The following is a 13,746-nucleotide window of genomic DNA, read 5'->3' as shown; positions in this document are numbered from 1 at the left end:
GCCACGCGAGGTTTACTTCTACTACGAATCAGAAAGGATTTTGAGGTAAGCTTGCACTGTATTGGATAATCCCATTTCTAGCGCTTCCGCAATTAAAGCGTGACCGATTGATACTTCTAGGATATCAGGAATTGAGCAAAATTCAGCTAAATTTTGCAAATTTAAATCGTGTCCGGCATTCACTCCCAAACCTACTGATTGAGCTGCTTTAGCTGCCAAGGCATATTGTTGCAAAACAGATTCTACTTTACCTTCGCGAAAAGCAGTTGCATAGGGTTCCGTGTATAGTTCTACGCGATCGGCTCCAACTTCTTTTGCTAGGGGCATGAGAGCAGGATCTGCATCCATAAACAAGCTGACTCTGATGCCGTTATTTTTTAATTTTTCAATAATTGGTAAAAGCCGATCGCGATTTTCGGGAATATTCCAGCCGCTATCGGATGTTAGCACGTCGGGAGCGTCCGGCACCAAGGTACACTGAGCCGGTTTGACATCGCAAAGTATATCCATAAAGGGCGGCTGAAACGGATTTCCTTCGATGTTGAACTCGACAGTTAGCATTTTGGCTAAGTCGTAAACATCGGCAGCTTTGATGTGTCTTTCGTCGGGGCGGGGATGGACTGTAACGCCGTGGGCTCCGGCGGCAATTACTGTTTTTGCAGCTTCGGTAACGCTGGGAATGCCGATGTTTCGAGAGTTTCTCAGGAGGGCGATTCTGTTGATGTTCACGCTGAGTTTTGTCATGGGATTGGAAGTTGCGGATGTTTGTTGATTTTTAATTTTAACCGCTGATGAACGCTAATGAACGCTGATGCAGGCGAATTGATTTTTTGGACGGCTTTTAATTGGGTTGATTTGGATGGTTATGAATCAGATTTTCTGCAAGCGGTAAGGTTTCGGCAAAAATAGCCTCTGCTGTTTGGTGTTTTGCTGCTAAATCTTCAAGATTTGTGATGCAGAAAAGGGGTGCGGTGCGATCGACTATTTGGGACGGAAAATCTCGGCTAAAATATTTGAGTTGAAAGTCGTATCTGTGGGGACGATAAATCATGCCCAACAGTTCAACTAAGGGTAGAAGCGTCCAATTGTGATAGTTGCCAATCGCCTCTACTATGTGTCCGCGATAAATCTCTTTTTTTACTAGAGGTTGCAGCAAATTAAAACGATTTTTTATTTCGTTGAAGCGAATTTGCATTTGGGCAAAATGCTGGTTTGTATCCAAATGAGCGGGTACAATTAGATTGGCTTTGTCAAAGGCGATCGGGACTTTTCCGTGTCTCTCGATTTCGAGAAAGTTGTTGCGGCTGCTGCGCCGGAAAATGGCAAAATCAATTAGCAAGAATTGCGGGGTTTCTTTTAGCCGCCAGAAGCACTGCGATTGACCATGCCAAGCGGGTTCTGGAACTCGATATTTGAGTTCGATTTCGCTAATTTGTGCGAGGGCTTTTTCGACAATTTCAAAGGTTTCTTCGACGCAGTTATCTGCAACGACAACTGCAATGTCGATGTCTGACCATTCGTCCGTGTATCCGTGGGCTGCTGAACCTCCTTGCCACAAAGCTAAAACAAAATCTAAAGGTTGTAAGGTGGAAACAATCTTTTCGAGAATGATTTGTCTCATGGAATCAAGCTATACTGTTGGTTTGACCCTGGTTCCACAAGTTTAACAAATATTGCGGGTGGAGATTGCTGTGGCATAGTTGTGCTAGACATTGCTAATGTGTCCGATTGTGTGCTGCGGAAAATTATAGGGGAAGCTGCAAGCGAGAGTGGCAATTTTTGGGAAAGTTACGATCGCCCGCTGCGAGAAAATCAGTCTTAAATTATCGCTCATCAGAAACGAGACCGCTGTCGGGTAGTATGAGAAAGGATTAATTTTTAACAGCGCGGCATGGCTACTATTTGGGAACTTGACTTTTACAGCCGTCCAATTATAGACGAGCGAGGAAAAAAGAAATGGGAAGTGTTGATTTGCGAAAGCCCGCTGAATGTAAGCGACAAGGCAGAATCTCTGTTTCGCTACTCGCAGTTTTGCCCGAGTACAACCGTGAATTCCCTGTGGCTGGCTGGCGCGATTAAAGATGCGATCGCCTCTGCACCGAAACGCCCCGAAAAAATCCGCTTTTTCCGCCGCCAAATGGCGAACATGATTACCAAAGCCTGTGAGGAGTTGGACATTCCCGCAGCCTCCAGCCGCCGCACCCTCGCCCTCAACCTGTGGCTGGAAGAACGGATGCAAAACGTTTATCCCGCCGAACCGGGCTATCAAGCCGCTCCGAACCCGAGCGTTCAATTTGTACCCGAAACGCCCGTGGCGCTGCCGGACGCTTTAATCGGCGAAAAATGGGCGTTTGTGAGTTTGCCGATCGCAGCTTTTGATGAAATGTCCGAGTGGGATATCGGATTTGGCGAAGCTTTCGGGCTACCGATGACAAAGCTGCCGCCTGAAACGCAAATTCCAGGGCTGATCGTCTATTCGTCGAGAGCAACAGCTTTGGCTGGTTGGATGTCGGGTTTGGAGTTGGCTTTTATCAAATTTGAGAGCGGCCCGCCAGCTAGGCTGGTGTTAGATACGGGAGCTAACGATCGCTGGATTTTAGCTAATCTCAGAGACGCAGCAACTGAGAGAGAAGCAAAAGGATTTGAAGCAGCGAAAAAACAAGCAAGAAAAGTACATTTTTTAGCAATTCAGTCGAATCCACAATCGGAATCCTTCGCCGGATTTTGGCTGCTGCACGAACTAAGTATTTAGTGAGTTGTTAATTGTTAGTGGTTAGTGGTTAGTGGTTAGTTGTTAGTTGTTAGTAGTTAGTTGTTAGTTGTTATTAGCTAATGCCAACTGTCAACTGCCAACTGCCAACTGCCAACAACCAACTGCCAACTACCAACTGCCAACTGCCAACTACCAACTGCCAACTACCAACTGCCAACTGCCAACTGCCAACTACCAACTACCAACTGCCAACTGCCAACTACCAACTACAAAAATGACCAATCACCAATCAGCAGAACAACTGCTAGAATTAGCAACCAAAGCAGGTGCCGAAGCTGCTGAGGTATTGGAATCGCAATCGCTCTCGCGGCCGGTATTTTTTGAAGCAAACCGCCTCAAACAGCTAGAAACCGCCCAAGCAGAAGGTATTGCTCTGCGGCTGTGGCGGGACGGGCGGCCTGGTTTGGCGGTGGCCTACGGGCCCGTGGAACTGCAGATTTTGGTCGATCGGGCGATCGCGCTTTCGCAACTAAACGAACCGGAAACCATCGAACTCGGCACCGGGGAAAAAGTTGTTTATCCCGATCTCGGAGTGTCGGTGCCGGCCGAACAGCTAGTAAACTGGGGAAAAGAGGCGATCGCGATCGTCCGCCAAGCTTATCCCGAAAGCCTCTGCACCGCCGAACTCGACTGCGAAATCGAAAGCACCCGCTTGCTGAACACACTAGGCTTGGATTGCAGCCACACCGACACCACCCTCAGCGGTTACTTGTCAGCAGAATTAGTGCGGGGCGAAGATTTCCTCAACATTTGGGAAGGCGAAACCGAACGCGGTACCCTCGACTTAAACACTAGCGCCCAGCGGGTTTTGCAGCGGTTGGAATGGGCGAAAGATAATGTTGCCCCCGCCACCGGGCGCGTGCCGGTGCTGTTTACAGCCAAAGCCGCCGATTTGCTGTGGGGGACTCTCTGTGCGGCATTGAATGGCAAACAGGTACTAGAAGGCGCTTCGCCTTGGAGCGATCGACTAGGCCAACAAGTGACATCGCCCCTTGTCACCCTCTGGCAGCAGCCGGATATCGGGCCCTATAGCTGTCCTTTTGATGACGAAGGCACTCCCACTCGCGCGATCGTCTTGATCGACAGCGGAGTATTGCAGCTATTTTATACCGATCGCACCACCGGTCGAGCCCTGGGAAGCGGCACCACCGGCAACGGATTTCGCCCTGGTTTGGGCAGCTATCCCACACCGAGTTTGTTTAATGTTTTAATTAAACCAGGTTCCCTTTCATTAATCGATTTAATCGCTAAATTAGACGACGGAATTGTAGTCGATCAAACCCTAGGTGGCAGTGCCGGAATTTCCGGCGACTTTTCCATTAACGTCGATCTCGGCTACCGAGTCAAAAAAGGTCAAATAGTAGGCAGAATCAAAGACACAATGGTAGCCGGCAACGTCTACAGCGTCCTCAAACAATTAGTAGAATTAGGAGGAGACTCCGAGTGGAACGGTTCTTGCCACACACCATCTGTAATTGTAGAAGGATTGTCCGTCACCGGCAAAAACTAATCGGTAATCGGTAATCCAACTCTCTCCGGGCACCCGAAAGCGACAAATATTCACAGGAATTACGCATCGGCGGCAAAAAACCGGGTTTTTGGATAAAATAGTGCATCACAGCCTTTAATATCTGTGAAAAACCCGGCTTCTTTGATATTGATACGTAACTCCTATAGCGGTTATCAAGCGTAATGAGGTACGCCCGGTTTGGCCTATGCCGCACAGTACCTCATATGAGAGGAAAAAAGGCTATAATTCAAATCCTAACTATGAGACTATAGACTATCACGCACAGCCCAAACGATTAAACATCTCCTCGAAAAGCAAATCTTGAACAGACTTTCCGTGCCAGATTCACAATAATTGTTAGAGAAGACTATTGAATAACATTGATGCAGCAGCAAACGAGATGACAATCCAATTATAGCGTAGTAAATTATCAACTCCCCAGCCCAATTGTCTCTTGCTACAACTGGTAAGCTGGAAAGGCCGCGCACCCGACAGATAACTCACAAATTATCGGAAAAGCATCTTTGTTGCATCTGCCTTTCATCTGCCTTTCATCTGCGGTTGAAATATCAATCGAGGAACTATAGAATCTTGTCGGTAGAAGTTCCGGCTAAATCCCGCACTATCAAAAATCTCAAATTTTTATGCGTATTTGTTTTATCGGCGATTCTTTCGTAAACGGTACTTGCGATCCAAAATGTTTAGGTTGGACAGGACGAATTTGCTCAGCAGTTTGCAAGCAAGGACACGATATCACCTACTATAATTTAGGAGTGCGGGGAGAAACCAGTACCGATATAGAAACTCGCTGGTTCAACGAAGTTTCTTGCCGCTTACCTCACTACTGCGATGGTAGAATAGTTTTTTCCTTTGGCGTTAACGACACTCACTTTGAAAATGGCAAAACTCGCGTCGCACTAGAAAAATCTATTGAAAACCTGCGCCATATTCTCAAATCTGCCCAAGAAACAGTACCAGTTTTAATGATTGGACCGCCGCCAGTTATTGATGTCGATCGCACAATCAGAATAGCTCATTTATCCCAAGAGTTTTCCCAAGTTTGCAGCGAGTTAAACGTACCTTATTTAGATATTTGTACCCCGCTCCAGAAATCAGAAATTTGGCTGCAAGAACTTGCCCAAAATGACGATTCCCATCCCCGTGCTGTCGGTTATGCGGAATTGGCTAGAATTATTCACAATTGGGAGAGTTGGAAAGATTGGTTTAAAAATATCACTGTGTCAGAGCGAGAGACAGTAACTCTGTTTAGAGCCGTCGGCAAAAAAGAAATGGAATTAATCAAAGAAAGCGATTTTTTGGCATTTCCGCCACGGCTGTCTTTTCAACCTATTTTTTATCCCGTACTACAAAAAGATTACGCGATGCAAATTGCGCGAGATTGGAATACTAAAGATGCAGCATCTGGATATTTTGGCTATGTAACTAAGTTTCGAGTTTTGGCTGATTTCTTAAACAAATATCCCGTGCAAACTGTCGGGAGTTCGAGCCATCAAGAGTATTGGATTCCTGCTGAAGAGTTGGCGCAATTCAATCGCAACATTGTCGGTAAAATTGAAATTTTTGCAGAATATCAACCGTAAAACAAGATAAATAGGACTTAGGAATTGGCGCTCGGAAAGCGGCTTTGTTGGCGAAATAGGGGTTTATAATTTTTAATTTCTGTAATGTTATGTCCGGTTGTAGGGGGTTTTGGAGTCCTCGGTTTAAGAGCAGATTGAAATCTGCGCGCGCTATCGGTTCGTTTCCGGTAACATCGTCAGGTGATTTAACCGGTGCTAGGGCGCAGAGAACACAGAGGAAGACAAGAGAGAGAGATGAATACAGAAGTATGAAGCGCGGATTTGATCTGACTCGATTTTGTAATTCCGATGCTACCGGATTTGATATTAATGGATCGGACACGATATAAAAATCCGGTTTCTAGACGGAGCGGATCGTTTTCGATACAATAGGAGCAATGACAAATGTTGGATTTTAATCAATTTGAAGTTGTGAGTTTTGACTGTTGCGGCACTCTCATCTATTGGGAAAGCGGCATATTGCCAGTCTTGAGATAATTGCTGTCGGGTCGCGAACTCGATTTCAGCGCGCAATTTTAGAAATGCCGGATTTGAAAAGGTTGGTGGAGGCGATCGGGTAAATAAACCGCAGATTGATGTCAAAATAGTTGTTTAAAATTATAAAAGTGTGGAGATTACTATGAATTGCCAAATATTGACCGGATTGTTGACGGGATTAGTTGTTTCGAGTACCGCAAGTTTGATCGATTGTCAACCTAGTTATGCGAAAAATAATCCAATTTTAAGGGGGATTTCGATTAATTCAAATTTCAAATTGTTGGCTTCAGCAAAGGTGGATTTGGGAGTTGAGGTTGCGAGGGAGCTTGTGGCGGCAGAACCCACAGCCGAGGATTTGTATAATCAGGGTGAGGAGAATTACAACAAAGGAGATTTTCAAGGTGCTATAGAGGCTTACGATGGAGCAATTAAGCTTAATGCTAATTATGTTGAGGCCTACGTTGGTCGGGGTAATGCCCGCGATGACTCAGGAGACAGACAGGGTGCGATCGCCGATTACGATCGAGCCCTAAAAATTGACCCCAATAATGTCTCGGCCTACTACAACCGAGGTGTTACCCGAGCGAGGTTAAGAGACTATGAAGGTGCGATCGCCGATTACACCGCAGCCCTGAAAATTAACCCCAACAATGGCTCGGCCTACTACCATCGGGGTGTTATCCGATCGAGGTTAGGAGACAATCAAGGTGCGATCGCCGATTACACCGCAGCCCTGAAAATTAACCCCAACGATGCGTTAGCCTACAACGAGCGGGGTAATGCTCGCTATATATTAGGAGACAAGCAGGCTGCTCTCACCGATTTCAACGAAGCCTTGAAAATTAACCCCAACTATGCGCCTGCTTACACAAATCGGGGTAATGCTCGCGATGACTTGGGAGACAAGCAGGGTGCGATCGCCGATTACGATCGATCCTTAAAAATTGATCCCAACAATGATAATACCTACTACAATCGGGGCGTTACCCGATCGATCTTAGGAGACAAGCAGGGTGCGATCGAAGATTACAGCCAAGCCGTGAAAATTAACCCCAACAATGCTCGTGCTTACTACAATCGGGGAGTTATCCGCTATGACTTAGGAGACAAGCCTGGTGCGATACAAGATTTTCAAAAAGCCGCCAACTTGTATCAGCAACAAGGAAACACAGATAGCTACGAAAAAACATTAAACATCATTAGAAGAATCCAATAAATTGATATAACTCCGGGGCGGGTGCCGGTTATGCAAGTTCACAACTTTGATGTTAGAAATATGCGCGCACCAGCCCGACAAAATTATGCTTGTGGCTTGTTTAACCGGACAGAAGCTCAATAAGAGTGCGATCGTTCAACTTGCAACGACTTAATCCTCTTTTCAACTGCTGGGAAAGCGCGATCGCCCCTAGGAACTTACCTAAAGGGCGATCGAGCCTTGTATCCCTTACAGCATTTTTCTAAAGATTTGCTAGGGATAAAGTTCTAGCCCGCCCTTAATAAGGAGCGGTTGTGGGTGGGTCACACTTAGCACTTATTTTGCAAAATGGTATTAAATAAATCTAAATAATGTGGAAAGAGCGAAAATTGGAAAGCGAAATAAGGGCGATCGCACAAATAGTAAATTCGAGATTAAATTTCTGGCATTTTCCCAAACCAAGCAATTTCTTGCTAAACTCTAACCGAGCAGGAAATTTGCAGGCAATAAACGCTATTTATGCCGTACATTACTATCCCTAAACAATTTAGGGAACCTTCCCGGATCGTCAAATCTCAACTATTTTTAAAACCGAGAAGGCTCGCTATTTTTGAAGCTTGCTTGATTGGCTTAGTTGCCGGAATCGCAGGCGTTTTGCTCAAATCTGGAGTCGGATGGCTCGGCAGTTGGCGAGTAGCTAGCTCCACATTAATTCCAGTTTGGATATTACTCCCCAGCGTCGGATTAGTGGGCGGTTTCCTAACAGGTTTGTTGGTAGAACGTTTAGCTCCCGAAACTGCCGGTAGCGGCATTCCTCACGTCAAAGCTGCTCTCGGCGGTGTCAATCTTGCCTTAGATTTGCGAGTAGCTGTCGCCAAACTTCTCACCACTATTTTAGCAGTTGGTTCCGGTTTATCTTTAGGAAGACAAGGTCCCACCGTACAAATAGGAGCATCTTTAGCAGGCTGGATCGGTCACTTAATGCCTACTTCCCCAGACTACCGCCGACAATTGATTGCTTGCGGTGCAGCGGCGGGATTAGCAGCGGGTTTCAATGCTCCTATTGCGGGAGTTTTGTTTGTAGTTGAAGAACTTTTGCAGGATGTTTCGGGATTGACATTAGGGACTGCAATTATCGCTTCATTTATTGGTGCAGTTGTCTCACAACTTTTGGGCGGCGATAGTTTAAACTTGAACCTGCGCGAGTACCCAATAAGTTTTCAAATTTCCGAAATTCCGTTTTTCATACTGTTAGGAGTTTTAGCCGGCATTTTCGGAGCTTTGTTTAGTAAAGGGATTATTGCCAGCTTAAATTTCAACAAGCGAACCCTCAAATTGTCCTTGCCCGTGCGAATTGCTCTAGCTGGTCTAATCTGCGGTTCAGTAATAGCTTTTCTGCCAGAAACTTTTCGCAACAATACAGGATTGCGGGAGTTTTTACTGACCGGAGAAGCCAACATTACAACGAGTTTAACTGCTTTAGCAGCTCATTTTTTTCTGACAATTATTTCCGCTGCTTCTGGAGCTCCGGGAGGATTGTTTTCTCCTTCCTTAGTTATGGGTTCTGCCCTAGGTCAGCTTGTGGGAATTTTGCAAGAAAATTCCCTTGGTGTCGGTTTGCCGACAACCTATGCTTTGGCGGGAATGGGAGCGTTTTTTTGCGCGGTTTCGAGAGCGCCGATTACTGCGGTAGTAATTGTATTTGAAATTACGGCGGATTTCAAATTAGTGCTACCTTTGATGATCTGTTCTGTTGTTGCTTATTTAGTCGCAGAAAAGGTAGACAGCGGCTCGTTGTACAGTCACCTTTTGGAGTTTAGTGGCATTCAACTGACGCAGGCAAAAGCTGCTACCAATACTTTGAGTGACTTGCACGCAAACGACGTTATGCAGCGCCGAGTTGAAACTCTGTCGAGCCTGCTGACTTTGGATGAAGTGATGCAGGCTTTTTCGCGATCGCACCACCGAGGCTTTCCAGTAGTAGACGGCGGTAAATTAGTTGGAATTGTCAGCCAAACCGATTTAGCCAATACCAGCAATCGCAATTTTTCAGGCAACTCCCTGCTGAAAGAATTTATGACAGCACAGCCAATTACGGTAAAAGCAACCGACACTTTAAGCGAAGTTTTGCACAGGCTCAATTACTACCATCTCAGCCGTTTGCCGGTAGTAGAAGGCCGCCATTTGGTGGGAATTATTACCCGCAGCGACATTATCCGAGTTGAATCCGATCGCCTCAGCGGAGAAACAACCCAGGGCCCGCATCCAGAACCTTCCTATGTAGTGTATCAAACCAAAGCTCCCCAAGTCGGCAACGGCAGGCTGTTAGTGCCACTTTCCAACCCGCAAACAGCGCCGGCTTTGCTGCGGCTGGCGGCGGCCATTGCGCGCGATCGCAATTACGAACTAGAATGCCTGCAAATCATCATCGTACCGCGCAACAGTTCCCCCTCAGAAAGCGCAGTGCGGACTACAAAAAGCCGTCGCCTGCTACAACAAGCCGAGCGAATAATTCGCAATTGGAACTTGCCAGTACACACCCAAATCCGGGTAGCTCACGACGTGCCTAACGCGATTTTGGAGACAATTAAGGAGCGACATATAGACTTAATTTTAATGGGCTGGCAAGGCGAATTATCCACAAAAGAACGCATTTTTGGCGATGTTGTAGATACCGTAATTCGGCAAGCTGGTTGCGAGGTGGTTTTGGTGAAATGGAGCAAACAATTATTAATAAAAAGCCAAAAAGATGTGTTTTCAACCAGCAGCGACGGGGGAGAATATGCCTCTAAAGAATGGCAGTTAAATGCCGCAAAAATTGATGAGGTAGAAAATTCTACATTGGCGGTATCAAGTTCATCAGCGACTCCTGAAACAGAACTTTTGCCACCAAATTCTGACATTCCGGTGCCAGAATTGGGACTGCACACGTTGATGAGTTTGCGGCGCTGGCTGGTGCCAATTCGCGGTGGTTACAAACAAGCTGCAGCTTTGCGCCTGCTACCTGCTTTAGTGGCTGCGAGTTCAGTACCGGAGATTAAATTGTGTCAAATTCACCAGCCTTCTGTTGCAGAACCCTCGCGCGACGAATTAAAGCAAGCTGCGGAGTTTATTCAGCGCCGGGTTAGGTGTTCGGTAGTCGCGACTGCGGTTTGCGCTACATCGGTTTCTGATGCTTTAATCGATCAGGCTCAGAACGATCAGTGCGATGCGATCGTCTTAGGAGCGAGTCGCGAAGGGCTACTGAAACAGGTAATTCACGGGAACATCCCGGAAGCCGTGGCGCGCGGGTGCGACTGTACAGTTATTTTAGTGCGATCGGCCTCTTAGTTATTGGTAATCGGGCTGTTGACTGTTAACTGTTGACTGTGGACTGTGAACTGTTAACAACTACCAACTAACAACTGAGGGCGGGCACGCACCATCCACCGCCCCTACTAACTAACAACTCACAACTCACAACTAACAACTAACAACTAACAACTCACAACTCACAACTCACAACTCACAACTCACAACTCACAACTCACAACTCACAACTCACAACTCACAACTAACAACTAACAACTCACAACTCACAACTCACAACTCACAACTCACAACTAACAACTCACAACTAAGAGGGCGGACACGCACCATCTACCGCCCCTACCAACTAACAAATAACAACAAATAACAACTAACAATGGTTCACTTTAACGTCGGCTTTGAAAACTTTAATTCCTTCGCAGACATTACCCTATCCTTGGCGAAAACATTAGACAAAATGGAAATTCCCATTTCAGTCGCACCATCGCCAATCGCCTCTCACATCACCCGCAATTCCACAGCAGACGAAAATCACCTACTAGCAAAGTGGATGAACGCCGTACCATCAGATTTATTTCAGATAAAGTGGTCTCATTACTGGAAACCTTATTTTCTCAAAGAACTTAACGGACATCTCAACTTAGAATTTTTTGCCATTAATTACGAATTCACCAGAAACGATGATAATTATGATTATTGGATTTATGATGCAGTCAATAATTCATCCCACATTTTAGCCGTAAGCGAATATTCTAAAAACGTTTTAATCAAAGCTGGCTGTCCCGACAAAAAAGTCTCAGTCGTGTCTTTAGGGTTCAATCCTTTAATCTCGCAGCTTTATTCTTCCAAACCGCATAAACCCAAAAAAGATATAAAATCTATTCTGCACATGACCAATTCTTATGATTTTTATAGATTTGGCACCGACCTCGCCATTCAAGCATTTTATCAAGAGTTTCAAGATGATCCTAACGTAGAATTAATTATCAAAGATGGCGGCAAAAATCCTGATATCATAGTGGAACATCTTGTAAAGATTGAAAAGCAATTTGGCAAGTCTAAGTCAAAAGTTTACATAAAACCTAAATTTTTTACCAAAACAGAACTAGCTGATTTATACTTATCAGCAGATGCTGTTTTAGCTCCGTTTCGCGGCGAAGGTTTTGCGATTAAAATTTTGGATGCCTTTGCTGCTGGCTTACCCGTCGCCATGACTCTGTACGGAGGCCCGACGGACTACGCCAATACTGATAACTGCTATCCCATTGCTTACAATCTAATTCCCGTTGGAGAGTGTTACGATACTCAGTATCTGAAAATCAGAAATGCTCCTCATTGGGCAGAACCAAATGTTCAGTCTGTTCGCGAGCAATTGCGAAAAATTATTGAAGACCCGATGCGTTTTGAGATAGCTCAAAAAGCTAGAGAGACGGCGGATTTATTTAATTGGAAAGCAACGAGCCAAAAATTGCTAAAATTAATGCGAGAGTTGTTTTAGGAGCGGAATTATGGGACTCGAACGCAAAATGTTTAGGGGAATGTTTGCACCTAGCGAAGTCGTACAATTGAAACAGCCTTGTTTTACTCCTGGGCGGTTGTTTGAACCAGGAAGATATAATGCGGCCGATTTGCCGGATGTAGCTTTTGATATGGGTTTAGTAGACCATTTACCCCCAGTCAAAGGCAATAGTCCAGCAAATCTCAACGCCTCGAACCCACAGCCTCAAAACCTTGATGAATAAACTCCCGGTTTGAGGGTTCGGACTTCAGTCAGAAAAATTCAAACAATCAAAAGACCTCTTGCACTCATTCCCAAATTATCTTGAAATAATCTGCGTTTGTCAGTGTTTATCTAGCTTAAATCTGCGCTTGAAAAATCGAGTTCTGATTTATGCAAGAGGTCTAGAAACTAATGTCTAGACTGCAAAAAAGATCGAGCCAATTTAACCATTTTGCTCGATCTGGGCAATTAACTCCTTCAAAATCTTACTAGCCTTATCATTTTCAATCTGACAAGTTCCGGCGTTCTGATGCCCGCCACCACCATATTTTAACATTAACTCCCCAATATTAGTTTGAGAAGTTTTGTTAAAAATTGACTTACCAACTGCGAAAACCGTATTTTGTTGTTTCAGCCCCCAAAGTACGTGAATCGAGATATTGCACTCGGGGAACAAAGCATAAATTACAAAACGATTCCCTGCATAAATCACATCTTCGTTACGCAAATCCAAAACAACTAATTTATCATAAACTTGGGCGCAGCGCTGTATTTGCTCTTTGAATTTTTCTGATTGCTCGAAGTAAAGATCTACTCTTTCTTTCACATCAGGAAGCTGCAAGATTGAGTCGATAGTATGACTTTTGCAGTAATCAATTAACTGCATCATTAACTGATAGTTGGAAACGGTAAATTCTTTAAACCTGCCCAACCCAGTTCTAGCATCCATCAAGAAGTTTAACAGCACCCACTTCTCCGGGTCTAAAACTTCTTCTTGGGCAAATTGAGCGGAATCTGATTTGTCAACTGCCGCCATCATTTCCTCCGAGACATTGGGAAACTTTGTTTTGCCTCCATAATATTTGTACAACACTCTAGCTGCTGAAGCTGCATAGGGGTCGATAATGTGATTGATTTTGATTTTTTCGTGTCTGAGAGTTTCGCTGAAATGGTGGTCGAAGGCTAGATAAACTCCTTCAACATAGGGTAAATTGGTGGTAATATCGTTATTTGTTATGTCGATTTTTCCGTCCTGCATATCTTTAGGATGCACGAATTTAATCTCGTCGATCAAATCGAGTTCTTTGAGCAAAACGGCACAGACAAGACCGTCAAAGTCGCTGCGGGTGACTAATCTGTATTTTTTAGTGAGTGGCATAT

The 13,746-nt window shown here is 45.1% G+C and carries 12 protein-coding genes; 8 read left to right on the top strand and 4 right to left on the bottom strand.

The window, feature by feature from the left end:
• Positions 1 to 21: 21 nt before the first annotated feature.
• Positions 22 to 744 (bottom strand): pyridoxine 5'-phosphate synthase, encoded by a 723-nt coding sequence (locus tag QUA01_RS04225; RefSeq protein ID WP_333087086.1) that lies wholly within the window; start codon positions 742 to 744, stop codon positions 22 to 24.
• 97 nt (positions 745 to 841) lie between these two features.
• A complete protein-coding gene (locus QUA01_RS04220; RefSeq protein ID WP_333087084.1) occupies positions 842 to 1,621 on the bottom strand; it encodes a nucleotidyltransferase domain-containing protein in 780 nt (259 codons plus the stop codon).
• Here QUA01_RS04220 and QUA01_RS04215 point away from each other — a divergent pair.
• On the top strand, positions 1,613 to 1,822 hold the full coding sequence (locus QUA01_RS04215) for a hypothetical protein (protein ID WP_333087082.1): 210 nt from the start codon (positions 1,613 to 1,615) through the stop codon (positions 1,820 to 1,822). The two genes, QUA01_RS04220 and QUA01_RS04215, sit on opposite strands and share 9 nt — an antisense overlap.
• Before the next feature lie 69 nt (positions 1,823 to 1,891).
• Positions 1,892 to 2,752, top strand: coding sequence for a Tab2/Atab2 family RNA-binding protein (locus QUA01_RS04210; protein ID WP_333087080.1), 861 nt, complete (start codon positions 1,892 to 1,894; stop codon positions 2,750 to 2,752).
• A gap of 73 nt (positions 2,753 to 2,825) precedes the next feature.
• On the opposite strand, the gene QUA01_RS04205 is transcribed toward QUA01_RS04210, so the two are convergent.
• The gene (locus tag QUA01_RS04205) at positions 2,826 to 2,951 is read right to left on the bottom strand and encodes a hypothetical protein (protein ID WP_333087079.1); all 126 of its coding nucleotides are present in this window, start codon (positions 2,949 to 2,951) and stop codon (positions 2,826 to 2,828) included.
• Positions 2,952 to 2,987: 36 nt separating this feature from the next.
• On the opposite strand from QUA01_RS04205, the gene QUA01_RS04200 reads away from it, so the two are divergent.
• From QUA01_RS04200 to QUA01_RS04175, 6 genes are all read left to right on the top strand, one after another.
• A complete protein-coding gene (locus tag QUA01_RS04200; RefSeq protein WP_333087078.1) occupies positions 2,988 to 4,283 on the top strand; it encodes a TldD/PmbA family protein in 1,296 nt (431 codons plus the stop codon).
• Between the two features lie 644 nt (positions 4,284 to 4,927).
• Positions 4,928 to 5,884, top strand: a complete 957-nt coding sequence (locus QUA01_RS04195; RefSeq protein ID WP_194066490.1) for a GDSL-type esterase/lipase family protein — start codon at positions 4,928 to 4,930, stop codon at positions 5,882 to 5,884.
• Between the two features lie 619 nt (positions 5,885 to 6,503).
• Positions 6,504 to 7,577 (top strand): tetratricopeptide repeat protein, encoded by a 1,074-nt coding sequence (locus QUA01_RS04190; RefSeq protein ID WP_333087072.1) that lies wholly within the window; start codon positions 6,504 to 6,506, stop codon positions 7,575 to 7,577.
• Between the two features lie 498 nt (positions 7,578 to 8,075).
• Positions 8,076 to 10,886 (top strand): chloride channel protein, encoded by a 2,811-nt coding sequence (locus QUA01_RS04185; RefSeq protein WP_333087071.1) that lies wholly within the window; start codon positions 8,076 to 8,078, stop codon positions 10,884 to 10,886.
• Positions 10,887 to 11,241: 355 nt separating this feature from the next.
• On the top strand, positions 11,242 to 12,363 hold the full coding sequence (locus tag QUA01_RS04180; protein ID WP_333087069.1) for a glycosyltransferase family 4 protein: 1,122 nt from the start codon (positions 11,242 to 11,244) through the stop codon (positions 12,361 to 12,363).
• A gap of 10 nt (positions 12,364 to 12,373) precedes the next feature.
• Complete coding sequence (locus tag QUA01_RS04175) at positions 12,374 to 12,607, top strand: hypothetical protein (protein ID WP_333087067.1); 234 nt, start codon at positions 12,374 to 12,376, stop codon at positions 12,605 to 12,607.
• A 201-nt stretch (positions 12,608 to 12,808) separates the two neighbouring features.
• Here the strand turns inward: QUA01_RS04175 and QUA01_RS04170 are convergent, their stop codons facing one another.
• Positions 12,809 to 13,744, bottom strand: coding sequence for an exopolyphosphatase (locus tag QUA01_RS04170; RefSeq protein WP_333087065.1), 936 nt, complete (start codon positions 13,742 to 13,744; stop codon positions 12,809 to 12,811).
• Positions 13,745 to 13,746: the final 2 nt, after the last annotated feature.

Origin of the sequence: Microcoleus sp. S36a_B3 (assembly GCF_036700745.1) — a bacterium.
GTDB lineage: Bacteria > Cyanobacteriota > Cyanobacteriia > Cyanobacteriales > Microcoleaceae > Microcoleus.
The sequence above is the reverse complement of the archived record's forward strand: the minus strand, read 5'-3'. Positions and strand labels throughout refer to the sequence as shown.

Bases quoted from the DNA above. Each gene is read 5' to 3' on its own strand.
- QUA01_RS04195 (WP_194066490.1), top strand. From the start codon at position 4,928: ATGCGTATTTGTTTTATCGGCGATTCTTTCGTAAACGGTACTTGCGAT.
- QUA01_RS04170 (WP_333087065.1), bottom strand. From the start codon at position 13,744: ATGCCACTCACTAAAAAATACAGATTAGTCACCCGCAGCGACTTTGAC.
- QUA01_RS04190 (WP_333087072.1), top strand. From the start codon at position 6,504: ATGAATTGCCAAATATTGACCGGATTGTTGACGGGATTAGTTGTTTCG.
- QUA01_RS04200 (WP_333087078.1), top strand. From the start codon at position 2,988: ATGACCAATCACCAATCAGCAGAACAACTGCTAGAATTAGCAACCAAA.
- QUA01_RS04175 (WP_333087067.1), top strand. From the start codon at position 12,374: ATGGGACTCGAACGCAAAATGTTTAGGGGAATGTTTGCACCTAGCGAA.
- QUA01_RS04210 (WP_333087080.1), top strand. From the start codon at position 1,892: ATGGCTACTATTTGGGAACTTGACTTTTACAGCCGTCCAATTATAGAC.
- QUA01_RS04185 (WP_333087071.1), top strand. From the start codon at position 8,076: ATGCCGTACATTACTATCCCTAAACAATTTAGGGAACCTTCCCGGATC.
- QUA01_RS04220 (WP_333087084.1), bottom strand. From the start codon at position 1,621: ATGAGACAAATCATTCTCGAAAAGATTGTTTCCACCTTACAACCTTTA.
- QUA01_RS04180 (WP_333087069.1), top strand. From the start codon at position 11,242: ATGGTTCACTTTAACGTCGGCTTTGAAAACTTTAATTCCTTCGCAGAC.
- QUA01_RS04225 (WP_333087086.1), bottom strand. From the start codon at position 744: ATGACAAAACTCAGCGTGAACATCAACAGAATCGCCCTCCTGAGAAAC.